The sequence below is a fragment of the Sphingomonas profundi genome, from assembly GCF_009739515.1.
GTDB classification, from domain to species: Bacteria; Pseudomonadota; Alphaproteobacteria; order Sphingomonadales; family Sphingomonadaceae; genus Alterirhizorhabdus; species Alterirhizorhabdus profundi.
Window position 1 is genome coordinate 3,751,393 of sequence record NZ_CP046535.1, and the last position, 24,056, is coordinate 3,775,448.

Annotated in this window: 18 protein-coding genes; 11 read left to right on the forward strand and 7 right to left on the reverse strand. The window is 69.1% G+C overall.

Annotated elements, in window-relative coordinates:
* The first annotated feature begins 18 nt into the window (after positions 1-18).
* From GNT64_RS17800 to GNT64_RS17830, 7 genes are read left to right on the forward strand one after another with little or no spacing between them, the layout of a single operon-like run.
* Positions 19-2,508, forward strand: coding sequence for a GcvT family protein (locus GNT64_RS17800; RefSeq protein WP_231639082.1), 2,490 nt, complete (start codon positions 19-21; stop codon positions 2,506-2,508).
* Positions 2,509-2,513: 5 nt separating this feature from the next.
* Complete coding sequence (locus GNT64_RS17805; protein ID WP_156680737.1) at positions 2,514-3,785, forward strand: aromatic ring-hydroxylating oxygenase subunit alpha; 1,272 nt, start codon at positions 2,514-2,516, stop codon at positions 3,783-3,785.
* A 17-nt stretch (positions 3,786-3,802) separates the two neighbouring features.
* Entirely contained in the window at positions 3,803-4,117 is a 315-nt protein-coding gene (locus GNT64_RS17810; protein ID WP_231639083.1) for a cupin domain-containing protein, read from the forward strand.
* Positions 4,114-5,367, forward strand: coding sequence for a sarcosine oxidase subunit beta family protein (locus tag GNT64_RS17815; protein WP_156680739.1), 1,254 nt, complete (start codon positions 4,114-4,116; stop codon positions 5,365-5,367). The genes GNT64_RS17810 and GNT64_RS17815 overlap by 4 nt, the downstream gene beginning before the upstream one ends.
* Positions 5,368-5,381: 14 nt before the next feature.
* Complete coding sequence (locus GNT64_RS17820) at positions 5,382-5,696, forward strand: sarcosine oxidase subunit delta (RefSeq protein ID WP_156680740.1); 315 nt, start codon at positions 5,382-5,384, stop codon at positions 5,694-5,696.
* Positions 5,693-8,551 carry a 2Fe-2S iron-sulfur cluster-binding protein gene (locus GNT64_RS17825; RefSeq protein WP_156680741.1) on the forward strand — a complete coding sequence of 953 codons (2,859 nt, stop codon included), beginning with the start codon at positions 5,693-5,695 and terminating at the stop codon, positions 8,549-8,551. The genes GNT64_RS17820 and GNT64_RS17825 overlap by 4 nt, the downstream gene beginning before the upstream one ends.
* Positions 8,544-9,023, forward strand: a complete 480-nt coding sequence (locus GNT64_RS17830) for a sarcosine oxidase subunit gamma (protein ID WP_197277076.1) — start codon at positions 8,544-8,546, stop codon at positions 9,021-9,023. The genes GNT64_RS17825 and GNT64_RS17830 overlap by 8 nt, the downstream gene beginning before the upstream one ends.
* Here the strand turns inward: GNT64_RS17830 and GNT64_RS17835 are convergent.
* The 3 genes from GNT64_RS17835 to betB are packed head-to-tail and all read right to left on the reverse strand — an operon-like array spanning position 9,004 to position 12,968.
* Positions 9,004-9,270, reverse strand: a complete 267-nt coding sequence (locus GNT64_RS17835; protein ID WP_156680743.1) for a CBU_0592 family membrane protein — start codon at positions 9,268-9,270, stop codon at positions 9,004-9,006. The two genes, GNT64_RS17830 and GNT64_RS17835, sit on opposite strands and share 20 nt — an antisense overlap.
* 12 nt (positions 9,271-9,282) lie before the next feature.
* Entirely contained in the window at positions 9,283-10,941 is a 1,659-nt protein-coding gene (betA, locus tag GNT64_RS17840) for a choline dehydrogenase (protein WP_156680744.1), read from the reverse strand.
* Positions 10,941-12,968, reverse strand: coding sequence for a betaine-aldehyde dehydrogenase (gene betB, locus GNT64_RS17845; protein ID WP_231639084.1), 2,028 nt, complete (start codon positions 12,966-12,968; stop codon positions 10,941-10,943). Before betB ends, betA begins: the two co-directional genes overlap by 1 nt.
* A gap of 146 nt (positions 12,969-13,114) precedes the next feature.
* On the opposite strand from betB, the gene choW reads away from it, so the two are divergent.
* Both choW and choV read left to right on the forward strand, forming a co-directional pair.
* Positions 13,115-14,929 (forward strand): choline ABC transporter permease subunit, encoded by a 1,815-nt coding sequence (choW, locus tag GNT64_RS17850; RefSeq protein ID WP_156680745.1) that lies wholly within the window; start codon positions 13,115-13,117, stop codon positions 14,927-14,929.
* Positions 14,926-16,128, forward strand: coding sequence for a choline ABC transporter ATP-binding protein (gene choV, locus GNT64_RS17855; RefSeq protein ID WP_156680746.1), 1,203 nt, complete (start codon positions 14,926-14,928; stop codon positions 16,126-16,128). The genes choW and choV overlap by 4 nt, the downstream gene beginning before the upstream one ends.
* A 66-nt stretch (positions 16,129-16,194) precedes the next feature.
* Here choV and betC read toward each other — a convergent pair whose 3' ends face one another.
* A complete protein-coding gene (gene betC / locus GNT64_RS17860) occupies positions 16,195-17,724 on the reverse strand; it encodes a choline-sulfatase (RefSeq protein ID WP_231639085.1) in 1,530 nt (509 codons plus the stop codon).
* Between the two features lie 172 nt (positions 17,725-17,896).
* Between betC and GNT64_RS17865 the strand changes: the two genes are divergently transcribed.
* Positions 17,897-19,261 carry an FAD-dependent oxidoreductase gene (locus GNT64_RS17865; RefSeq protein ID WP_156680747.1) on the forward strand — a complete coding sequence of 455 codons (1,365 nt, stop codon included), beginning with the start codon at positions 17,897-17,899 and terminating at the stop codon, positions 19,259-19,261.
* Positions 19,262-19,270: 9 nt separating this feature from the next.
* Positions 19,271-20,542 (forward strand): MFS transporter, encoded by a 1,272-nt coding sequence (locus GNT64_RS17870; RefSeq protein WP_197277077.1) that lies wholly within the window; start codon positions 19,271-19,273, stop codon positions 20,540-20,542.
* On the opposite strand, the gene GNT64_RS17875 is transcribed toward GNT64_RS17870, so the two are convergent.
* Genes GNT64_RS17875 through GNT64_RS17885 form a run of 3 tightly spaced genes read right to left on the reverse strand, consistent with a single transcriptional unit; the run spans position 20,543 to position 24,055 of the window.
* Positions 20,543-21,028, reverse strand: a complete 486-nt coding sequence (locus GNT64_RS17875) for an aminomethyltransferase family protein (RefSeq protein ID WP_197277078.1) — start codon at positions 21,026-21,028, stop codon at positions 20,543-20,545. It lies immediately after the preceding gene.
* Positions 21,021-23,795 (reverse strand): 2Fe-2S iron-sulfur cluster-binding protein, encoded by a 2,775-nt coding sequence (locus GNT64_RS17880; protein ID WP_156680750.1) that lies wholly within the window; start codon positions 23,793-23,795, stop codon positions 21,021-21,023. The genes GNT64_RS17875 and GNT64_RS17880 overlap by 8 nt, the downstream gene beginning before the upstream one ends.
* Positions 23,792-24,055 (reverse strand): sarcosine oxidase subunit delta, encoded by a 264-nt coding sequence (locus tag GNT64_RS17885; RefSeq protein WP_156680751.1) that lies wholly within the window; start codon positions 24,053-24,055, stop codon positions 23,792-23,794. Before GNT64_RS17885 ends, GNT64_RS17880 begins: the two co-directional genes overlap by 4 nt.
* Position 24,056: the final 1 nt, after the last annotated feature.

Here is a 24,056-nt window from a genome sequence, read left to right on the forward strand (position 1 = left end):
TTGAAGACGAGCGCGCGCGTGGTGGTCATCGGAGGCGGGGTCGTCGGTGTCGGCACGCTCTACCATCTGGCGAAGATGGGCTGGAGCGACGTCATGCTCATCGAGCGCAAGGAGCTGACGTCCGGCTCCACCTGGCATGCCGCGGGGCTGCTGCCGCTGTTCAATCTCAGCTATTCCGTCGGCAAGATGCACCAATATTCGGTCGGCCTCTATCCTGCGCTGGAGGCGGAGACCGGCCTGACGGTCGGCTTCTCGAACGTCTCGAACATCCGGCTTGCCTGCACGCAGGATCGGCTGGACGAGTATCTCTACTATATGGGCATCGCCCGCACGATCGGCGTGGACGTGGATCTGCTCACTCCGGACGAACTGAAGGCGTTCTGGCCGCTGTGCGATACCGGCGGCGTGCTCGCGGCGATCCGCCACCCGGCGGACGGCTATATCCAGCCCGCCGACCTGACCCAGGCGCTGGCGCGCGGCGCGCGCCAGCTGGGCGCTGCGATCCACCGCAACACCACCGTCACCGCGATCACCCAGCAGCCGAGCGGCGAGTGGCTGGTCTCCACCGACCAGGGTGACGTGCTGTGCGAGCATGTCGTCTCCGCGACCGGCAGCTTCGCCCGTCAGACCGGCGCCATGGTCGGTCTCGACGTGCCGGTGATCCCGGTCGAGCACCAGTATATCGTCACCGAGCAGCACCCCGCGATCATGGAGCGCAAGCGCCAGGGCCTGCCGGAGATGGGCGTGCTGCGCGAATCCGACGCCAGCTACTATATGCGCGAGGAGGCCGGCGGCCTGCTGCTCGGCCCCTACGAGATGGGCGCGCCGATCTGCTACCCGAACGGACCATCCGCCAACTCCGAATATGAGCTGTTCCCGGAGGATCTGGAGCGGCTCGAGCCCTATATGATGGCGGCTATCGCGCGCGTGCCGGCATTCGGGGAGGCGGGCATTAAGCGCGTCTACAACGGCGCCATCGCCTATACGCCCGATGGCAGCCCGATCGTCGGCCCGGCGGCGGGCCTCCGGAACTTCTGGCTCAACGAAGGCCACAGCTTCGGCATCACCGCGGCCGGCGGCGCGGGCTGGCAGCTCGCCCACTGGATCGTCGATGGCGAGCCGACCATCGACATGACCGGGGTCGATCCCCGCCGCTTCGGCGATTACGCCGGCTTCGGCTACCTGAAGGCGAAGAACGAGGAGGCCTACGCCAAGGTCTTCACCGTGCATTATCCGGACGAGGAGCGCGAGGCCGGGCGCGCCCTGCGTCGCGCGCCCTGCTACGATCGGATGAAGGCGCGGGGGGCGGTGTTCGGCACCGTGTTCGGCTGGGAGCGACCGAACTGGTTCGCGCCGGAAGGCTATGCGCTGACCGAGGAGGACATGGGCAGCGGCGAGGTGCTGCTCCAGCACAATTATCCGCTGCCGGACGGCGACGCGCCGGTGCTGGAGAAATGGTCGTTCCGCCGCTCCAACTATTTCGAGCATGTCGGCGCCGAATGCCGCCACGTCACCGCCAAGGCCGGGCTGCTCGACATGAGCGCCTTCGCCAAGTGCGAGATTTCGGGGCCGGGCGCCGCGGCATGGCTTGACGGGCTGCTGACCAACGCCGTGCCCAAGACGGTCGGCCGCGTGACGCTCTCCTATCTGCTCACCGCGCGCGGCGGCGTGCGGGCGGAGTTCACCGTCTACAAGACCGGCCCGCAGCGTTTCTATCTCGTCTCGGCGGGCGCGTATGAGAAGCACGATCATGATTATCTGCGCAAGCTGATGCCGAAGGACGGGTCGGTCAGCTTCGAGCGGCTGACCACGGCGATGGGCGTGCTGGTGCTGGCCGGGCCGCAGTCGCGCGAGATCCTCGGCCAGCTGACGGACACCGATCTGTCCACCGCCGCCTTCCCCTGGCTCACCGGCAAGCGGATCAGCATCGGCGCGGCGCAGGTGGATGCGCTGCGCGTCAACTTCGTCGGCGAGCTGGGGTGGGAGATCCATCACCCGATCGAGATGCAGAACTACATCTTCGACAAATTGTTCGAGGCGGGCGGCGACGACCTGAAGCCGTTCGGCATCCGGGCGATGGATTCGATGCGGCTCGAAAAGGGCTACAAGCTCATCCCGCGCGAACTCTCCGTCGAATATTCCGCCTTCGAGAGCGGGCTCGCGCGGTTCGTCAGCCTCAACAAGCCCGGCTTCTTCGGCAAGGAGGCGCTGCTCGCCCGGCGCGACGCCGGCGAGGCGAACGTGATGGTCACGCTGGAAGTGCACGGCGTTACCGAAGCCGACGCGCGGGGCGCCGAGCCGATCCTGCTGGGCGACGAGATGGTCGGCCGTGCCACCTCGGGCGGCTATGGCTGGCGTACGGGCAAGAGCCTCGCTCTGGCGATGGTGCGCCCCGATCTCGCGAGCGTCGGCACCGAACTCGCAATCATGATCCTCGGCCAGCGGCACGCCGCGACCATCATCCCGGATTCCCCGTTCGATCCCGAGAATGTGGCACTCAGGAGCTAGGCGCCATGTCTGCTTTCGAGAATATCGCCGCCCTGCTGCACAAGGAGCGGCCGGGCCATACCCTGCCCCAGATGCTCTATGTCGGGCAGGAGGCTTTCGAGTTCGACACGCAGGTGCTGCTGAAGTCGGTATGGCTCTACGCCTGCACGGTCGCGCATGTGAAGAAGCCGGGCGACTTCTTCCTGTTCGAGCTCGCCAACAACTCGATCATCATCGTCCGCGGCCGCGATGGCGAGGTCCGCGCTTTCCACAACAGCTGCCGGCACCGCGGCGCGCGCATCTGCCAGGAGCAGCAAGGCAGCACGGCGCGGCTGATGTGCCCGTACCACATCTGGACCTACGGGCTCGACGGGCGCCTGCTCGCGGCGCGCAACATGCCGGAAGGCTTCGACAAGTCGCAGCACGGCCTGCTGCCGGTGGCGATCGAGAATATCGGCGGCCTGCTGTTCGTCTGCCTCAGCGACGACCCGCCGCCGATCGACCGCGCGAAGGCGGACATCGCCGCGCAGGTGGCGATCTACGATCTCGAACACTGCAAGGTGGCGGTGCAGGACGACCTGGTCGAGGATGCCAACTGGAAGCTCGTGATGGAGAATAATCGCGAATGCTACCATTGCGACAGCAACCATCCCGAACTGATCGCCTGCCTGGGCACGAACGGCTTCGGCAAGGGCCTGCCGGAGGATCTTGCCGAGAGTGCGGCTGCCGTCGGCGCGGTGGACGACACCAAGTTCGTCGAGGTGATCGGGGCCGAGCGCGAGGAGTGGAAGCGGCTCGGCCTCTATCATGACCTGATCGAGTTTCCGGACGACTGGTGGCATCGCATCGCGCGGCTGCCGCTCGCCAACGGCGCGGTCTCGCAGACGATGGACGGCAAGGTCGCCAGCACGAAACTGCTCGGCCCGTTCACCGAGCCCAATGCCTCCAGCCTCTCGGTCTGGACCCAGCCGAACAGCTGGCACCATTTCTGCTGCGACCATATCGTCACCTTCTCGCTGACGCCGGTTGCGGCGGACCGTACGCTGCTGCGCACCACTTGGCTGGTGTGCGAGGATGCGGTGGAAGGCGTGGATTACGATGTCGAGGCGCTGACGGCGGTGTGGCGCGCGACCAACATCCAGGACGCCTGGCTCAGCCACATCAACCACCGCGGCATCAGCGGCGACGGCTATCGCCCCGGCCCGTATTCGGTCGAGGAGAAGCTGGTCGAGCGTTTCAAGGAATTTTACACCAGCCGCGCGCGGGCGGCGCTGGTGAGGACCGGGCAAGCGGGATGAACGATCTGAGCCTCCCCGTGGAACGATCGCAGGCGACGCCGCCATCCGCGGATTGGACGCCGGCGCCGGGCTCGCCGGGCTGGTCCGTCCGTGCGCTGCTGGAAGCGCCCGGCCTGTCGACGTCGCTGATGCGGGTCGAGCCGGGCACGATCACCACCCCGCACGCGCACGCGTGGGACGAGCAGGTCTATATCCTCGAAGGCAGCCTGTACGACGATGACGGCACCGAGCATCCGCCCGGCACCTTCATCGTCCGCGGGGCCGGCGCGATCCATTCCGGCGGCAGCCGGGGCGGCGCGACCATGCTGGTATTCTACAGCGAGCCGAGATGACGCGCTTCTCCTTTCCCAATCTCGTCGCCAAGGCGATCGGCCATCACAAGAACTGGCCGGAGCAGTGGCCGGATGCCGCGCCCAAGCCGTCCTACGATGCGGTGATCGTCGGCGCCGGCGGGCACGGGCTGGGCGCGGCTTACTATCTGGCGAAGAAGCACGGCATCACCAATGTCGCGGTGATCGAGAAGGGGTGGCTCGGTGGCGGCAATACAGGCCGCAACACCACGATCATCCGCTCCAACTACCTCTATGACGAGAGCGCCCACCTCTACGATCATGCCGTGAAGCTGTGGGACGGGCTCAGCCAGGAGCTGAACTACAACGTCATGTATTCCAAGCGCGGCGTGATGATGCTCGCGCACAACGTCCACGACGTGCAGAGCTTCAAGCGCCACATCCATTCGAACCGGCTGAACGGCGTCGACAACGAATGGCTGACGGCGGAGGAGGCGCAGGCCTATTGCCCGCCGCTCTCGATCGATTCGAACGCGCGCCACCCGGTGCTCGGCGCGGCGCTGCAACGGCGCGGCGGCACGGCGCGGCACGATTCGGTGGCCTGGGGCTATGCCCGCGCCGCCGCCGCGCTCGGCGTGGACATCATCCAGAATTGCGCCGTCACCGGTATCCGCCGAGGCCCGGACGGCGCGGTGACGGGGGTCGAGACGGAGCGCGGCTTCATCGCCACGAAGAAGGTCGGCGTCTCCGCCGCCGGCAACACCTCCGTGGTGATGGACATGGCCGGGCTGCGCTTCCCGCTGGAGAGCTTCCCCTTGCAGGCTCTCGTGTCGGAGCCGGTGAAGCCCTTCTTCCCCTGCGTGGTGATGTCGAACACGGTGCATGCCTATATGAGCCAGTCCGACAAGGGCGAGCTGGTGATCGGCGCCGGCACCGATGCCTATGTCAGCTATTCGCAGCGCGGCGCGCTTCACATCGTCGAGCATACGCTGGCGGCGATCTGCGAGATCTTCCCCGTCGTCCGCCGCATGCGGATGCTGCGCAACTGGGGCGGCATCGTCGACGTGACGCCGGATCGGTCGCCGATCCTCGGCAAGACGCCGGTGAAGGGGCTGTACGTCAATTGCGGCTGGGGCACCGGCGGCTTCAAGGCCACCCCCGGCGCCGCCGATCTGCTCGCCTGGACGATCGCGAAGGACGAGCCGCACGCGATCAACGCGCCCTTCAATCTCGATCGCTTCCGCTCCGGTCGGCTGATCGACGAGGCGGCCGCCGCGGCGGTGGCGCACTAGATGGCGATTCCGGGATGCTGCTGATCCACTGCCCCTATTGCGACGAGCGTCGCCCCGAGATCGAGTTCGGCTATGCCGGCGAGGCGCATATCGCCCGCCCGCCGAAGCCGGACGAGATGAACGACGCGGACTGGGAAACCTATCTTTTCCAGCGCACCAACGCGCGCGGCCGCCACTATGAGCGCTGGCGCCACATCCACGGCTGCGGCCGCTTCTTCAACGCCGTGCGCGACACGGTGACGGATCGTTTCGAGCGCACCTACAAGGCCGGCGAGCCGCGCCCCGGCGAGGCGGACAGCTGGACCGGCGAGAGCGAGAACATGTCGTGAGCGGCCATCGCATCGCCGGCCGTGGCCGGGTCGATCCCGCCCGGGCGATCGACTTCTCCTTCGACGACACGCCGCTGCGCGGCCTTGCCGGCGATACGCTCGCCTCCGCGCTGCTGGCGAACGGCGTTCGCCTCGTCGGGCGCTCGTTCAAATATCATCGTCCGCGCGGCCTGCTCGGCGCGGGCGTCGAGGAGCCGAACGCGCTGGTGGGCGTCGATCGCGGCCCGGGCCGCTACACGGCGAACGCCCGTGCCACCTCGATCGAGCTGCATGCCGGTCTGAAGGTGGAGTCGCAGAATCGCTGGCCGTCGCTGGGCTTCGATCTCGGCGCCGCCAACAACGTGCTGTCGCCGCTCTTCCCCGCCGGCTTCTACAACAAGACCTTCATGTGGCCCCGTGCCGCGTGGGAGAAGGTGTATGAGCCGGCGATCCGCCGCATGGCCGGGCTCGGCAAGGCGCCCGACGCGATCGATCCGGATCGCTATATGGCGAGCCACGACTTCGTCGACCTGCTGGTGGTGGGCGGTGGCCGGGCGGGCATCGGGGCGGCGCTCGCCGCCTCGGCCAGCGGCGAGCGGGTGATGATCCTCGACGAGCAGGCAGAGCTCGGCGGCAAGCTGCTGGCCGATCCGGCGCGCTGGGGCTGGCTCGAAGGGGCGATGGGGCTCCTGCGCGAGGGCGGCGTCACCTGCCTGCCGCGCACCACCGCGATCGGCCTCTACCATGACGGTTTCGTCGGCGCGGTGGAGCGGCTGACCGATCATCTGCCGCCCGCCGAGGCCGCCGGACCGCGCGAGCGGCTGCACCGCATCCGCGCCGGGCGGATCATCCTCGCGACCGGCGCGATCGAACGGCCGCTCGTCTTCGCCGACAATGACCGGCCGGGCATCATGCTGGCCAGCGCCGCGCGCACCTATCTGCATCGCTACGGGGTCGCGATCGGCCGCAGGGTGGCGCTGCTGGCGGCGCATGACGACGGCTATCGGGCGATCTTCGATCTCGCCGAGGCGGGCGTCGCCATCGCCGCGATCGTCGATGTCCGCCAGACGGTGAAGCCGCAGCTGGCCGCGCAGGCGCAGGCGCTCGGCATCGAACTGCTCGCCGGCCATGTCGTCTCCGGCACGCGCGGCGGCAAGGCGCTGGCCGGCATCACCGTCGCCGCGATCGGCGGCAAGGGGGAGCGTCACATCGCCTGCGACGCGCTGCTGATAGCGGGCGGCTGGACGCCGACCGTGCATCTCTGGAGCCACGGCAAGGGCAAGCTCGGCTGGGATGCCGCGCTCGGCGCGTTCGTGCCCGAAGGCGCGATGGAGCATGTCACCTGCGCCGGCGCCTGTTCGGGCGCGATCGATGCCGGCGACGGGCTGCACCAGGAGGCGCTGTGGAGCCCGCGCGATCCCGCCAGCTTCAAGGCCTTCGTCGATCTCCAGAACGACGTGACCGCCCGCGACATCCGGCTCGCCGTGCGCGAGGGGTTCCGCTCGATCGAGCATATCAAGCGCTACACCACCAACGGCATGGCGACCGATCAGGGCAAGACCTCCAACCTCAACGGGTTGCAGATCGCGACGGCGGCACTGGGCCATCCCGCGCCGATCGGGCACACCACCTTTCGGCCGCCCTACACGCCGACCACCTTCGGCGCGCTCGCCGGGATCGCCAAGGACGCGCTGTTCCAGCCGACCCGCAGGACGGTGATCGACGGCTGGGCGGAGGCGCACGGCGCGGTGTTCGAGAATGTCGCGCAGTGGCGCCGTGCCCGCTACTTCCCGCAGGGCCGCGAGGACATGGACGCGGCGGTGGCGCGCGAATGCCGGGCGGTGCGCGCCTCGGTCGGCCTCTTCGACGCCTCGACCCTCGGCAAGATCGAGGTCGTCGGGCCGGACGCGGCCGAGTTCCTCAACCGCATGTACACGAACCCGTGGAAGTCGCTGGCGCCCGGCCGCTGCCGCTACGGCCTGCTGCTGGGCGAGGACGGCTTCATCCGCGACGATGGCGTCGCCGCCCGCCTCGCCGACGATCGCTTCCACGTCACCACCACCACGGGCGGCGCCGCGCGCGTGCTCGGCATGATGGAGGATTACCTCCAGACCGAATGGCCCGACCTGAATGTCTGGCTGACCTCCACGACCGAGCAATATGCCGTGATCGCGGTGCAGGGCCCACGGGCGCGGGAGGTGATCGCGCCGCTGATCGAGGGTGTCGACCTGTCGCCGCAAGCGCTGCCGCACATGGCGTTCGCCAGCGGCACGATCTGCGGCGTGCCGATGCGCCTGTTCCGCGTAAGCTTCACCGGCGAACTCGGCTTCGAGGTCAACGTGCCGGCGGGCCACGGCCGCATGGTGTGGGAGGCGATCCACGCGGCGGGGCAGGCGTACGGCATCACACCCTACGGCACCGAGACGATGCACGTGCTGCGCGCCGAGAAGGGCTTCATCATCGTCGGCCAGGATACGGACGGCACCATCACGCCCGACGATGCCGGCATGGGCTGGGCTGTCGGCAAGAAGAAGCCCGATTTCGTCGGCAAGCGTTCGCTGGCGCGGCCGGACATGGCGCTGGCGGACCGCAAGCAGCTGGTCGGCCTGCTGACCGAGGATCCGCGGCTGGTGCTGGAGGAGGGCGCCCAGATCGTCGCCGATCCGAACCTGCCGGTGCCGGTGCCGATGATCGGCCACGTCACCTCGGCCTATTACAGCGTCACGCTCGGCCGTTCGATCGCGCTTGCGGTGGTGGCCGGCGGCCGGGCGCGCATGGGGGAGACGCTGTTCGTGCCGATGCCCGGCACAACGCACCGCGTCACCGTGACGGACATGCTGTTCTATGATCGTGAAGGCGCGCGCCTCGATGGCTGATCCCCTGCCTTCCGCCCCCGTCGCGCATCAGGGTGTGACGATCGCCGCCGCGCTGCCGGCCGTGCGCTACAGCCTGCGCACCCGCAACCCGGATGGCCTGCCCGCGATCCTCGTCGCCGCGCCGTTCGCGGGCGGCAACGCGCTGGGGCTGGGACCGGACGAGTGGCTGCTGATCCTGCCGGAGGGATCGCCACCGCCGGCCATCGCGGGCACCCACGCCCTCACCGACATCAGCCACCGCAACGTGGCGTTCCTTGTCGAAGGCCCGAAGGCGGCGGCGCTGATCCAGTGCGGCGTCGCGCTCGATCTGTCGCCCAAGGCCTTCCCGGTCGGCAAGGCCACGCGCACGCTGCACGAGGGTGTGGAGATCATCGTGTGGCGCACCGGCGAGGCCGCCTTCCGCATCGAGACATGGCGGTCCTTCGCCGATCACCTGTTCCGCGCGCTCGATCTTACCGCCGGCGATCTATAGCGCCGGGCAGGCGGGGTTCGCGCAGTCGCTGGCCGATGGCCATGGCGCCGACCGCCATCCAGATCACGCTCGTGAACACCGACGGCAGCGCGCCATGCGACCAGCTGTTCGCGATCATGCCCACCGCACCGCCGATGTTCATCGCCTGGTAGACGAACGACCGCGCGCTCAGGCGTCCGGTGGAGAGGAGCGCGTAGGCGATCAGCATCGTCACCGATCCGGCCCAGCCGACGAACTCAATCAGCATCTTCGCTCCCCGTCAGCGCTGCGTCGTCTCCCAGCCCTGTGCTTCATGATAGCCGGCGTTCGAGGCGGCCAGCATGCCACGTCCCAGGATGTGGTCGGCGCCCTTCTCGCCGATCATGATCGTCGGCGCGTTGAGGTTGCCGGTCGTCACCGACGGCATCACCGAGGAATCCACCACCCGCAGATTGTCGATGCCGTGCACGCGCAGCTCCGCATCCACCACGGCCATCGGATCGTTCGCCCGGCCGATCCTGCAGGTGCAGGAGGGATGGTAGGCGCTTTCGACATGATCGCGCACGAACGCGTCGATCGCCGCATCGCTGACGACGTCGGCGCCGGGCTGCAATTCGCGCCCGGCGAACGGCGCCATCGCGGGCTGGGCGAATATCTCGCGGGTCAGGCGCACGCAGGCGCGCATCTCCGTCCAGTCGTCCGGATGGCTCATATAGTTGAAGCGGATCAGCGGCTTGTCCGCCGGATCCGCGGACTTCAGCCGCACATCGCCCCGGCTCTTCGATCGCATCGGCCCCACATGCGCCTGGAAGCCGTGGCCTTCCGCCATCGTGCTGCCGTCATAGGCGACCGCCAGCGGCAGGAAATGGAACTGGATATCGGGATGGCGGATGCCGGGCCGGCTGCGGATGAAGCCGCAGCTCTCGAAATGGTTGGTCGCGCCCAGCCCGCCGCGCGTCAGCAGCCAGCGCGCGCCGATCGCCGCCTTGGCCAGCGGATTCATCACCGAGTAGAGCGTGATCGGCTGCGTGCATTCCACCTGGAAATAGAATTCCAGATGGTCCTGCAGATTCTCGCCCACGCCGGGCAGATCGTGCACCACGGGGATGTCCAGCGCGCGCAGTTCGGCGGCGGGGCCGATGCCGGAGAGTTTCAGCAGCTGCGGCGAGTTGATCGGGCCGCCGCTCAGGATCACCTCGCGCCGCGCCGTCACGCGATGCTCGGCGCCGCCCTGCCGATAGGCGACGCCGACGGCGCGCCGGCCCTCGAACAGCATCCGGCCGGCGAGCGCATGGGTGACGACGCGCAGGTTGGCGCGCGTCATCGCCGGCCGCAGATAGGCGTTCGCCGCGCTCCACCGTCGGCCCTTGTGGACGGTCATGTCCATGCGGCCGAAGCCTTCCTGCTGGCCGCCGTTGATGTCGTCGGTCAGCGGATAGCCGGCCTGCTCGGCGGCGGCGAGGAAGGCGGCGTGCAGCGGATTGCGCAGCGCGCCGTATTGCGTGTGCAGCTGCCCGCCATCGCCGCGATAGGCGTCGCCGCCCTCTTCGCGCGTCTCGGCGCGGCGAAAATAGGGGAGCACGTCGGCATAGCCCCAGCCGGCCGCGCCCTCGTCCCGCCACCGTTCGAAATCCAGCGGATTGCCGCGCACATAGACCATGCCGTTGATCGAGGACGAGCCGCCGAGCACCTTGCCGCGCGGCGTGTGCATGCGGCGCCCGCCGAGATGGGGCTCCGGCTCGGTCTCGTAGCGCCAGTTGTAGCGATCGCGGTTCATCGGGATCGAGAGCGCGCTTGGCATCTGGATCACCACCGAGCGATCCGATCCGCCATATTCCAGCACCAGCACCGTCGCCGTGCCGTCGGCGCTCAGCCGGTCCGCCAGCACGCAGCCCGCCGAGCCGGCGCCCACGATCACATAATCATATTCCTCGGCCATCAGTACGGACAGTCGATCGGCGCCATGGCGACATAGACGCTCTTGAGGCGCGTATAATGCTCGATCGCCGCCAACCCGTTCTCGCGGCCGATGCCGGATGCCTTGACGCCGCCGAACGGCATCTCGACGGGTGTGACGTTATACTGGTTGATCCAGCAGGTGCCGGCGTCCAGCCGCGCGATCACGCGGTGGGCGCGGGTGATGTCCTGCGTGAACACCCCCGCCGCAAGGCCGAAATCGGTATCGTTCGCGCGCGCTATCACCTCGTCCTCCTCATCGAACGCCAGCACCGTCATCACCGGGCCGAATATCTCGTCCCGCACGATGGCGGCGCGGTCGTCGGTCGCCTCGAAGATCGTCGGCTCGACATAATAGCCGTCGGCGAGCGCGCCTTCGGTCAGCCGCCGGCCGCCGGCGACCAGCCGCACGCCCTCGCCGCGCGCGCGGCCGATATGGCCGAGCACCAGATCCATCTGTGTGCGGGAGATCAGCGGGCCGATCTGCGTCGCCGGATCGAGCGGATCGCCGATCCGCAGCTGCGCCGTCCGCGCCACCAGCCGATCGAGGAAGGCGGCGAGGATCGGCCGCTGGACGAACACGCGCGTGCCGTTCGAGCAGACCTGGCCGGTCGAGTAGAAATTGGCCAGCATCGCGCCGGCGATCGCATTGTCGATGTCCGCATCGGCGAACACGATCAGCGGCGATTTTCCCCCGAGTTCGAGCGTGACCGCCTTCAGGTTGCGCCCAGCCGAGGCCGCCACCGCGCGCCCGGTCGGCACCGATCCGGTCAGCGACACCTTGGCGATCTCGGGATGCTCGCACAATGCGCGGCCGAGATCGCCATAACCCTGCACCACCTGGAAGACGCCGTCCGGCAGCCCCGCCTCGCGAAAGACGTCCTCCAGCTTGGCGGCGGTCAGCGGGGTCTGCTCGGCCGGCTTGAACAGCATGGCGTTGCCGCAGGCGAGCGCGGGCGCGGCCTTCCAGCAGGCGATCTGGAGCGGATAGTTCCACGCGCCGATCCCCGCGACCAGCCCCAGCGGCTCGCGCCGCGTGTAGCCGAACGCGGCCGCGCCGAGATCGAGATGCTGGCCGGCGATGGTCGCGGCGACGCCGGCATAATATTCCAGGCAGTCCGCGCCCGAGATCACGTCCACCGCCTCGGTTTCCTGGATCGGCTTGCCGGTGTTCAGCGTCTCCAGCCGGGCGAGTGCCTCGTTGTCGGCGCGCAGCAGGTCCGCCGCGCGCCGCAGCACGCGCCCGCGCTCGACCGGCGCCAGCGCCGCCCATTCCGCCTGACCGGCCTTCGCGCGCGCGATCCTGGTCTCCAGTTCGTCCAGGGTCGTGACGGGCAGGGTGGCGATCACCGCCCCGGTCGCCGGATTGACCGGTGTCAGTACGCCCGAATGGCGCACGCGCTCGGGGGACGCCTGCGGCAGGCTGGCGATGTGATTGTCGACGAAGCGGGTCAGCATCGCGCGCGCTTGCGTGCTGTCCGTCTCCGTCCAGCCCGAAAGCGCGCCGCGCAGCCACACGCCGTCGATCATCGCGGCGACCATCGCGGCGACCTGCGCCACCTCGTCGGCCGGCACCAGCGCGCGCAAGGCATGACGCAGGTTGGAGAGCATCCGCCGCTGGTAGATCTGCTGGATGCGCAGCAGCCGTGGCGCGTGCAGCACCTGCCCCCAATAGGCCAGCCACACCTTGCTGGTGCGATGATCCACCTCCTGCGGCGCGAGATTGGCGTCGATCACGGCCTGCAACCGGCCGCGCGCATCCTCCGCCTGCGCGAGATAGACGAGCATGCGGTCGCCTAGCCGGGCCGCCAGCAAGCGAAAGGCGGCTTCCAGCAGGCCATCCTTGTCGCCGAAGTAATGCGCCACCAGGCCCGGCGACACATCCGCCCGGCCGGCGACCTGCGCCAGCGTGGTGCCCGTGAAGCCCATCTCGGCCAGGCTGTCGATCGTCATCTCGATGAGCTGCCGCGATCGTGTATCGTCGCCGGAGGCCATGGCTGCTGTCCGCACGAAAGCGTGCTCCTGAATCGTCGTTCAACGCTGGAATAGGCCGGCGGAGTGCCGTTTGGAAGTCTCGACCCGGCATCCTGCTGTTCGGGCTTGCGCAACCGTTTAACTTACCGTCAACTGCGCTTCGGGGCGAGGGGAGCATGCCTATGGCGGTTCGCGGGGCAAGGCGGTGGCGTAGGGCGTGGGCGGTGGTGCTGGCGCTCGCCGCCGTGCTCACCACGCTGCTCGCCGGGCCGGCTCATGCCGCCGATCCGCCTTCCTGCCGCACGGTGCGCTTCTCCGACGTGGGCTGGGCGGACGTGACGGCCACCACCGGGCTCGCCGGCCAGATCGTCGCCGGCCTGGGCTACGAACCGAAGATCACCGTGCTGTCGGTGCCCGTCACCTTCAACGGGCTGCGCAACAAGGATGTCGACGTCTTCCTCGGCAACTGGATGCCGCAGCAGACCGAGGACCGCAAACCGTTCATCGCGGATCGCTCGATCGAGGTCGTTCGCGCGAACCTCGTCAACGCGCAATATACGCTGGCCGTCCCCGGCTACCTCTACGATCAGGGTCTGACCGACTTCAAGTCGATCCAGAAGTTCGCCGGCCCGCTCGGCCGGAAGATCTACGGGATCGAGCCCGGCAACGACGGCAACCGCCTCGTGCTCGACATGATCCGCCACAACACGTTCGGCCTCGGCGATTTCCGGCTGATCGAGAGCAGCGAGACGGGGATGCTCGCCGAGGTCGAGCGCGCGGTGCGCACCAAGGCGCCGATCGTGTTCCTCGGCTGGCAGCCGCACCCGATGAACGATCGCTTCAAGATGCGCTATCTAGAAGGCGGCGACGCCATCTTCGGTCCGAACTACGGCAGCGCCCGGATCTTCACCAACGTGCGCGCCGGCTATCTCCAAGCGTGCCCCAACATCGCCCGGCTGCTGCGCAACCTGTCGTTCGACGTGGCCGACGAGAATGCGCTGATGGAAGGCGTGGTCAAGACCGGCGACCCGGCGACCACCGCGCGGAACTGGATGCGCGCCCACCCGGCCAAGGTGCGCGCGTGGCTGGCCGGCGTCGAGACGTTCGACGGCAAGCCCGGCGCCCCGGCGGTGCTGGCCGGTCTGCGCCCAGCGGGCGGCAGCGGCTTCCTCACCGAACACAAGATCCCCGTCGGCGCGTGGATGAGCGATCTTGTCGATGCGGTGAAGGCGCATCACGGCATATTCGATTTCATCACCACGGCGCTTGGCTCGTCGATCAACGGCCTCACCCGGCTGCTGTCCGCGATCCCGCCGCTGGCGTTCGTGGCGCTCGTGGCGGGGCTGGCCTGGTATCTGCGGCGATCGATCCCGCTCGTGATCTTCGTCGCGCTGGCGCAGCTGTTCATCATCAACCAGGGCTATTGGGCGGCGACGATGGAGACATTGTCGCTGGTGCTGTTCGCCGCCTTCGTCTCGGCGCTGATCGGGGTGCCCGTCGGCATCTGGGCGGGCCATCGGCCGCGCGCCTTCCAGGTCATCCAGCCGGTGCTCGATCTGATGCAGACGCTGCCGACCTTCGTCTATCTGATCCCCACTCTGGTGCTGTTCGGCCTCGGCGTCGTGCCGGGGCTGATCTCGACGATCATCTTCGCGCTGCCGGCGCCGATCCGCCTGACCCAGCTCGGTATCCTCTCGGTCCCCCGACCGCTGATCGAGGCCGGCGAATCGTTCGGCGCCACGCCATGGCAGCTGCTCACCAAGGTGGAGCTGCCCGCCGCCGCCCCCTCGATCATCGCCGGCATCACCCAGTGCATCATGCTGAGCCTGTCCATGGTGGTGATCGCGGCTCTGGTCGGCGCCGGCGGACTGGGTGTGCCGGTGGTGCGGGCGCTGAACACCGTGCAGGTCGGCATGGGTTTCGAGGCGGGTTTCGCGATCGTGCTGGTCGCGATCATCCTCGATCGCATGACGCGCAGCGGAAAGGCCCGCGCATGACGGTCGCTCTCGAATTCCGCGATGTCGCCATCCTGTTCTGCTCGGCAACGGGCCGCCGCCGCCACGCGGACCTCGCCGCCGCGCAGGCACTGGCCGACGCAGGCGCCGATCGGGCGAAGATCAGCAGCGAGACCGGCGTCGTGCTCGGCGTCACCGGCGCAAGCCTGGCAGTGGAGGAAGGCACGATCTCGGTGCTGATGGGGCTCTCGGGCTCCGGCAAGTCCACCCTGCTGCGCGCCGCCAACGGCCTCAACAAGGTGACGCGCGGCCATGTGCTCGTGCGCGACGGAATGGGCGCGAAAGACGTCGCCGACTGTTCGGAGGGCGTGCTGCGCCACATCCGCCGCCACCGCGTGGCGATGGTGTTTCAGCAGTTCGGTCTGCTGCCATGGCGCACCGTGCGCGAGAATGTCGCGTTCGGGCTGGAACTGCGCGGCACCGCTCGCGCGGAAACCGCGCGGATCGTCGATGAGCGGCTCGCGCTGGTGGGGCTGGAGGGTTGGGCGAACCGCTACGCCAGCGAGCTCTCCGGCGGCATGCAGCAGCGCGTCGGCCTCGCCCGCGCCTTTTCCACCGACGCCGACATCCTGCTGATGGACGAGCCGTTCTCGGCGCTCGATCCGCTGATCCGCGCCAAGCTGCAGGACGAACTGCTCAGCCTGCAGCAGCAGGTGAAGAAGACGATCCTGTTCGTCAGCCACGATCTGGACGAGGCGCTGAAGCTGGGCGACCGCGTGACGTTGCTGGAAGGCGGCCGCATCATCCAGAGCGGCACCGCCGAGGACATCGTCCTCCGCCCGGCGACGCCGTATGTCGCCGAATTCGTCCGCCACATGAACCCGCTGAACGTGATGACCGGCGAGACGGTGATGCGCCCGGCGCACGCGCTGGCCACCCGTGACGGGGCGACCCTGCTCGACGACGAGGCGCGCTATCGGATCGCGTCCGCTGGCCCGATCGATACGGTGGCGATCGACGGCGTTCCGCATCCGGTGACGCACTTCACCGATCCCGACAATCAGGCGCAATTCCCGGCCGGGATCGTCGCCTGCCCGGCCGGCGTGTCGGTACGGACCCTGATCCGCGTCCTCTCGACGTCCGACCATCCCATCCTGCTGACCGAAGGTGGCCGGCTGGTGGGCGTCTGCGCGACGCGGGACGTGATGAGGGCGCTGGGGCCCAACGTGGCGCGGCAGTAGGCCAGCCTGCTTCCTTGTCGTCCCGGACCTGTTCCGGGGCGACGGGAGATCAGCCTGCGCCGCTCCTCACTCGCCCCGAACCCGCGGGAAGCGCGCCGAGGCCTCCAGCTCCTCCAGGTCCATGTGGCCGCGCACATAGTCGCGCGAGGCATCGCGGAACGGCTGATAGTCCCAGTGCTTGGCCGCGCCCCTGGACGTCGCCGCCGCGATCAGCCGGCGCCGCCGCTGGTTGGCCAGCACGTCCGCCTCGACCTGCGCAAGATCCCATCGCTCGGCGACCTCGCGACGAAATGACGCCACCTGCCCGGCATGGGCCGGATCCGCCGCCAGATTGTCCAGTTCGTCCGGATCCGCGGCGAGATCGAACAGCTGATCCGGGTCCACCGGCGAGTGGATGAACTTCAGCCTCCCGCGCCGGATCATCACGATCGGCGCGATCGCACCCTCGCCGAGATATTCGCCGATCGCCTCGTCCCGCCCCGCTTGCCCGAGCAGGTGAGGCATGAGGCTGACGCCGTCGGCGCACGGTGCCATCGCCTCCGGCATGTCGCCGCCGGCGAGATCGGCCAGCGTCGGCATCAGGTCGACCAGCGATACGCTGGCCGCCACCCGATGCGGCGCGAAGCGGCCCGGCGCATGCACGATCATGGGCACGCGCGCGCCGCCCTCGAAGAAGTTCATCTTGTACCAGAGATCGCGCTCGCCGAGCATCTCGCCATGATCGCCGATCAGCAGGACGATCGTGTTCTGCGCCATGCCGCTTTCCGCGAGCGTATCGAGCACCAGCCCGATCTGCTCGTCCACGAAGCTGATCGCGCCGTAATAAGCCCGCCGCGCCGCGCGGACCTGATCGTCGGTCACGTCGTCCAGGTCCATGCCGATCACGTGGCGCAGGCGCAGCGCGTGCGGATCCTGGTCCGCCTTGGCGATGCGGACGCGTGGTTCGGGGATGTCGGCGTCGTCGTACAGGTTCCAGTAGCGCGCGGGGATGGCGAACGGATCGTGCGGGTGGGTGAGCGACATCACCATGAAGAAGGGGCGTTCGTCCTTCCCCCGCGCGATCTCGTAGAGCTTGCGGCGGGTGACGAAGCTCACCTCCTCGTCATAGTCGAGCTGGTTGGTGCGCACGCAGGGGCCGGCGGTCAGCACCGAATCCATCGAGTGATACCAGCTCGGCCGATCGGCGAAGCGCGTCCAGTCCGGCGTCCAGCCGAAGTCGGCGGGGTAGATGTCGGTGGTCAGCCGCTCCTCGAAACCGTGCAGCTGGTCCGGCCCGACGAAGTGCATCTTGCCGGCGAGAATGGTGCGATAGCCGCGATAGCGCAGGTCGTGGGCGATGGTCGGCTGATCGGCCGGGAATTCGCAGGCATTGTCATAGGCGCCGATCCGCGACGGCAGCAGGCCGGAGAGGAAGGAGAAGCGGGACGGCGCGCACAGCGGGCTGTTGCAATAGGCGCTGTCGAACACCACGCCTTCCGCCGCCAGCCGCGCGATGTTCGGCGCCTTCACCAGCGGGTGGCCATAGACCGGCAGCGCGCTGGGCGCCATCTGGTCCGCCATCAGGATGAGGATGTTGGGCTGTTCGGAACGGACCACTCGGCATCTCCACGGTGCGTGGCCGATGGGTGCCGCATCGGGGGGCACAGGGGAAGCGACCGGCCTTGATGGCAACCATTAGAAGCGCTTCATATCTCCGCCGATCGATGCCGCGTAAGGAACAAGGCCCTATGCTCGGCGGCGTTTCCATCAGGCGAGGGTCCAGCGACCTATGAAGCACGTCACCGAACCGAGCCGCCGGGTGGATGTCGTCCGCGAGACGGACGTGCTGGTGGTCGGCGGCGGGCCGGGCGGCCTGGCCGCCGCGCTCGCCTCCGCCCGCGCCGGAGTCGAGACGACCCTGCTGGAGCGCTACGGCTGCTTCGGCGGCAACATGACGCAGGTCGGTGTCGAGGGGCTCGCCTGGTATCGCCATCCCGCAACGATCGACAGCGAGGGCATCGGCCCCGAGTTCGAGCAGCGCGCCATCGCGATGGGCGCGGCCCTGCCGGAGCCTCAGTCGACGAGCCACGCACTCGATGCCGAGCTGTTCAAGCATGTCGCGGACGTGCTGGTGCAGGAGGCCGGCATCCACCCGATGCTGCACCGGCTCTGCGTGGCGCCGATCATGGAAGGCGGCGAGATCCGCGGCGTGATCGTGGAGAGCAAGGCCGGCCGCGAGGCGATCCTCGCCAGGCGCGTGATCGATGCGACCGGCGATGCCGATATCGCGGCGCGCTGCGGCGCCCCGGTCCACAAGACGCCGCGCGAGGACATGATGGCGACGTCGGTGATGTTCTCGATGAGCGGCGTCAACAAGGCGCGCTTCATCGCACAGGTGAAGGCCGATCCGCAGACTTACGCCGACTGGGCCGGCAACGGCGAATGGGACATAGAGACCGACGGCAAGGAGGATGCGATGTTCTCGCCCTTTTTGCGCAAGCCGTTCAAGAAGGCGCTGGAAACGGGGCTGCTGCCGGCCAACCTCTCCACCATCGCCGGCACCTGGGGCACCGTGTCGGATCAGGGCGATCTCACCTATCTCAACCTCGTCCATATCGCGAACTGCGACGGCACCGATCCCGACGACCTCACCCGTGGCGAGATGGAGGGCCGCTGGCAGGCGATGATGGCGGTGGAGGCGCTCAAGCGCTTCATGCCGGGCTGCGAGGACGCCAAGCTGCGCAATTTCGGTATGACCTTGGGCGTGCGCGACACCCGCAAGATCGATGCCGCCTACAACATGACCGAGACGGACGTGCGCCAGCAGGGCCGCTTCGACGACAGCATCGGTATCTTTCCGGAATTCATCGACGGCTACGGCCTGCTCATCCTGCCGACCACCGGGCGCTACTTCCATGTCCCGTATCGCGCGATGCTGCCCAGGCAGGTCGGCAACCTGCTGGTCGCCGGCCGGGCGATCGGCGGGGACAGGATCTCGCATGCCGCCGTGCGCAACATGATGTGCTGCGCGGTCGCGGGGCAGGGGGCGGGTACGGCGGCGGCGATCTCGATCAAGACCGGCCAGCCGCTGGATCGGCTCGACATGGGCATGGTGCAGGCCGAATTGAGGCGACAGGGCGCGCGCATCCATTAAGCTGGCATCGTGGGGATCGCCGTGGAGCAGGACAGGCGTTTGAAGTGGCTGGTGCTCGCGCTGGCCAGCATCGCCATTTCCGGCAGCTATTATGCGTTCGATGCGGTGGCGCCGGTCGCCGACATGCTTCGTTCGCAGCGCGGGCTCAGCCAGTCGCAGATCGGCCTGCTGAACGCGGTGATGGGGCTGCCCAATATTCCGCTGGCGCTGGTCGGCGGCCTGATGATCGATCGGTTCGGCGCGTCGCGCGTCGTCGTCGGCACCGCCGCCTTCTGCTTCGTCGGCACCGCGCTCACCGCCGTGGGGGAGCCGTTCGGCCTGATGGTGTTCGGCCGCCTGCTGTTCGGGATCGGGCAGGAGACGTTGCTGATCGCGCTGCTGGCCGGCATCGCCGCGTGGTTCCATGCCGCGCGGGCCGCGCTGGCGATGGCGCTGCTGTTCAGCCTGGCGCGTGTCGGCTCCTATATGGCGGACATCTCGCCGCACTGGGCGCCGGGCCTCTATGCCGGCGGATGGCAGCCGCCGCTCTGGCTGGCGGCGGGACTGACCGGGATCAGCTTCGCCGGCGCGCTGGCCTATCGCGCGCTCGATGTCCGCCACGGGCCGGCCGCCGCCGCCGGCACGCACACGTGGCAGGGCATGTTCGCCTTTGGCGGCTTCGACCGCTCCTTCTGGTACATCCTCGCGCTCAACGTGCTGTTCGCGTCCGTCTTCTTCCCATTCCGCAGCACCTTCGCGATCGTCTACTTCCAGGATGCCAAGGGCCTCTCGCTGGCGGAGGCGGGTCTGCTCAACAGCTGGGTGTTCTTCACCGCCATCTTCGCCACGCCGGTCTTCGGCCGGATCGCCGATCGCTTCGGCCGCCGCGCGATGCTGCTGACCTTGGGCGCGGGCCTCATGCCGCTCACCTTCCTCACGCTCGGCGCGACCCACTGGAGCCTATGGATCTCGACGGTGATGATGGGGCTGAGCTTCTCGGTCGTGCCCGCCGTGATCTGGCCGGCCACGGCGATGCTGGTCGCGCCCAGGCGGCTGGGGACGGCTTTCGGCCTGATCAACATGTTGCAGAGCCTTGGCCTCACCGTCTGCAACATCGCGGCGGGCTGGCTGAACGACGTGAGCCGTGCCGGCCCCGCGCATCCGGCAGGCTATGAACCGATGCTGTGGCTGTTCGGCCTGCTGGCGACGATCGGCTTCGTCGCGACGGCGGCGCTGTGGATCCGCGAATCCGGTCCGCGCGGGCACGGCCTCAATTCCGCGATCCCGGCGACGCCGCACTGATCAGACGGCGAGCAGCGCCTGCTGCCAGAAATGAACCATTGCCGCCGCGTAGCTCGCCGGCACGTAAGCCACGCAGGACTGGTCGCTTTCCACCCACAGGCGCACGGCGACATGGTCGATGATCGTGGCGGCGCTGCATCCAACCGCGAAGGCCGGCGACTCGGCGTCGAACACGCCGCTTTCCATCAGCAAGGTCCGCCAGCCGGAACCGGCGATCCGCACCCGCACGATGCCCCCGCCGATCGCGGTGAGGGCGCCATCGTCGCCGAGGATGGCGGCGACCGGCGCGGCATCCCCCTCGACCAGCCAGACGGTGGGCTCGAACCGGATGAGGGTGACGCCGTCGACCGCGACCGAGTGCCCCATCGGCGGCAAGGCCGTGCCGAGAGCCGCCTCGAACCGCGCGGCGACTTCCTGCGGGCGGGACCAGATCTCCATCGCGTGGAGCGGCGCCGGCGGCAGCGTCTCGATCCTCGGCTCAGCCACGATAGCGCTCCCCGGCCGCATCGTAGAAGTGCGGCGCCGCCACCCGCACGCGCGTCGAGGCGCCGCGCATGGGCGATGACGCGATCAGCGTCTCGCCGTGGCGGGCGCGTCCGTCGCGCAGCAGCGCCAGCGCGATCGAACCCTCGTCCGCAACCCGCCGGCCGGCGGCGGTGACATGGCCGTGCGGCGTTTCGCCCTCGGCCGCTATCAGCATCGCGCCTTCCAGGATCGCGCCGTCCAGCGCCTCCAGCCCAACGAGTTGCAGCCGCCCCGTTTCGCTCAACGCCGGCCGTTGCAGCCCGGCCGCGCCGATATAGCCGCCGGCCTTGTTGAGCATCGTCCGCAGGCCCATATCGTCGGGCGTCGTCCGCCCGTCCACCTCGCCGCCGACGAGGACATGGCCCTTCTCGATGCGCAGCAGGTCCATCGCGTCGAGCCCGTATGGCCCGCCGCCCGCCGCCGCGACGGCCGCCGCGAGGGCGCTCCACACCGGCAGGGCAGCAGTGGCCTCCGCATAGATCTCGAACGCCCGCTCGCCGCTGTAGCTGGCCGCCAGCACCAGCACCGGCACGCCGGCCAGGGTGGCGCGGGCGGCGGACATGTGACGCGGCGGCTCGCCACCGGTCAGCGTCTCGACGATCGCCTTCGCGCGCGGCCCCGCCAGCGCCACCGCGGCATGATGCTCCTGCACGTTCACCACGGAGACGCGCATCTCCGGCCGCAGCGTGTTGCGCACGTAGGAGAGGTGCGTCGCCATCCGGTCCGCACCGCCGGTCGAGCTGGTCAGCAGGTAGCGGTCGTCGGCGATGCGCCACACGGTGCCGTCGTCGAACACCATGCCATCCTCGCGGAGCATGAAGGTGTAGCGCCCGCGCCCGGTCTTCAGCGTCGCCACGGCCGTCGCGCAGACCAGTTCCAGCAGCGCCGCCGCGTCCGGCCCCGACACCTCGAACTTGGCGAGCGTGGAAACGTCGGTGAGGCCCACATGCTGCCTAACCGCCTTCGCCTCGCGCATCGCCGCCGCCGTCGTCGTCTCGCCTTCCAGCGGGTAGGCGCGCGGCCGGAACCAGTGGCCGGTCGGCTGCCACACCGGCTTGTGACGCGCATGCGCGTCATGCAGCGGCAGGCGGCGGACATGGGCGCCGGCGGACTTCGCGGCCGTTCCCGCCAGCACGCCCATCGTCACCGGCGTGTAGGGTGGGCGGAAGGTGGTGACGCCCGCATCGGGCACCGCGACGCCCTGCTTCTCGGCCAGGCGCGACAGGGCGACGATGTTGCTCGTCTTGCCCTGATCGGTCGCCATGCCGAGCGTGGTGTAGCGCTTCAGATGCTCGACCGAGCGATAGCCCTCCTGCCAAGCGAGATCGACATCGGCGAGGGTCACGTCGTTCTGGAAGTCGACGAAGCTCTTCTTCGGCGCGCCTGCCGGCGTGACCGGCGGGGCAGGGGGCGGATCGGCCGCGCCGCCCACGGTGACGCACGCCTGCGCGATGGGGCCGGGCACGAACGCCTGCGCCGCTTCGTTCCAGTCCAGCTTGCCGCCAGCCTGCATGTGCAGGTGGACGACCGGCACGAACCCGCCCGATACGGCGAGAAGATCGGCCTCCCAGCCCTGCTCGCGCCCGCCGACCAGCGCCGTGACCCGCTTCAGGTGATGGCGCGTGCCGGAGACGCCGGCGGGGCGCGCATCGAAGTGGGTGGGGTAGGGGGATGCCGGCCCGCTGCCCGCCGGCCGGGCGTCGAGAATGGCGACGACATCGGCGCCCGCCTCCGCTAACGCGTCGGCCGTGCGATAGGCATCGTCGTTGTTGGTGGCGATCACGACACGCCGGCCCGGCACCACCCCGAAGCGCCGGACGTAGGTGCGCACCGCCTGCGACAGCATGACGCCGGGCCGGTCATTGTCGCTGAACGGGATCGGCCGTTCGAGCGCGCCGGTCGCGAGGATCACCTTGCCCGCGCGGACATGCCAGAGGCGCTGGGCGATGCCATGCGGCGGTATCGCGCCGGGTTCGACAAGCCGCTCGGCCAGGGTGACGAAATTATGGTCCCAGTAGCCGGAAGCCGTGGTGCGCGTCAGGATGCGCCCGCCGAGCGCGCGGATGCGGGCTGCGGCGGCTTCGATCCACGCCGGATCGCGGCCGGCCTCGGGATCGCGGATCAGTGACGCGCCGAGCACCGCGTCCTGCTCCACCAGCATCACCCGCGCGCCGCCTTCCGCCGCATCCAGCGCCGCCTTCAGCCCGGCCGGGCCGGCGCCCACCACCAGCACGTCGCAGAAGCCGGCGCGCTGCGCGAAGCCGTCCGGATCCCGCTCTGCCGGCGCCTTGCCCAGCCCGGCCGCCCGGCGGATCGGCACCTCGTAGCGCAGCCAGCGTTTCGCCGGGCCGAAGAAGGTCTTGTAGTAGAAGCCGGCCGGCAGGGCGCGCGATGCGAGCCCGATCACCGCGCCGGCATCGTGGGAGAGGCTGAGCCAGTGGTTCTGGCTTGTCGCGACCAGCCCGTCATACACGAACAGGTCGGTGGCGCGCGTGTTCGGCTCGGCGCGGCCACCCTCGCCGACCGTGACCAGCGCGTTGGGCTCCTCGACACCCGCCGCCATGATCCCGCGCGGGCGATGATATTTGAAGCTGCGCCCGACAAGGCCGATGCCGTTGGCGAGCAGGGCCGCCGCCAGCGTGTCGCCCGGCCGCGCCTTCAACGGCACGCCATCGAACGAGAAGGAGACGGTCTCTCCGCCATCGGCGGCGCGATATGGCCCCCTCATGGCAGCGCCTCCGGCCCGATCGTCCGCACCGCCGCGATCGCGTGGGTCAGGCGATCGCGTGTCAGCACCAGCCACGCCCGGCAGCCGTAGGTATGGCGCCAGATCTCGTCATCCATGCCCATCGGGTTGGCGCGGGTGAACAGCGTGCCCATCGCCGTCCCTACCGGCCCGGCCGGATCCACGACGGAGTCGGTCGTGCGCTCGTAGGTGAACTCGGCCTGCGCGCGCGGGCCGCAATGGGGGCAGGGGATCAGATACATG

Coding starts and splice junctions, on each gene's coding strand:
- GNT64_RS17805 (WP_156680737.1), top strand. CDS start 2,514: ATGTCTGCTTTCGAGAATATCGCCGCCCTGCTGCACAAGGAGCGGCCG.
- GNT64_RS17815 (WP_156680739.1), top strand. CDS start 4,114: ATGACGCGCTTCTCCTTTCCCAATCTCGTCGCCAAGGCGATCGGCCAT.
- GNT64_RS17820 (WP_156680740.1), top strand. CDS start 5,382: ATGCTGCTGATCCACTGCCCCTATTGCGACGAGCGTCGCCCCGAGATC.
- GNT64_RS17830 (WP_197277076.1), top strand. CDS start 8,544: ATGGCTGATCCCCTGCCTTCCGCCCCCGTCGCGCATCAGGGTGTGACG.
- GNT64_RS17835 (WP_156680743.1), bottom strand. CDS start 9,270: ATGCTGATTGAGTTCGTCGGCTGGGCCGGATCGGTGACGATGCTGATC.
- betA (WP_156680744.1), bottom strand. CDS start 10,941: ATGGCCGAGGAATATGATTATGTGATCGTGGGCGCCGGCTCGGCGGGC.
- choW (WP_156680745.1), top strand. CDS start 13,115: ATGGCGGTTCGCGGGGCAAGGCGGTGGCGTAGGGCGTGGGCGGTGGTG.
- choV (WP_156680746.1), top strand. CDS start 14,926: ATGACGGTCGCTCTCGAATTCCGCGATGTCGCCATCCTGTTCTGCTCG.
- GNT64_RS17865 (WP_156680747.1), top strand. CDS start 17,897: ATGAAGCACGTCACCGAACCGAGCCGCCGGGTGGATGTCGTCCGCGAG.
- GNT64_RS17880 (WP_156680750.1), bottom strand. CDS start 23,795: ATGAGGGGGCCATATCGCGCCGCCGATGGCGGAGAGACCGTCTCCTTC.
- GNT64_RS17885 (WP_156680751.1), bottom strand. CDS start 24,055: ATGTATCTGATCCCCTGCCCCCATTGCGGCCCGCGCGCGCAGGCCGAG.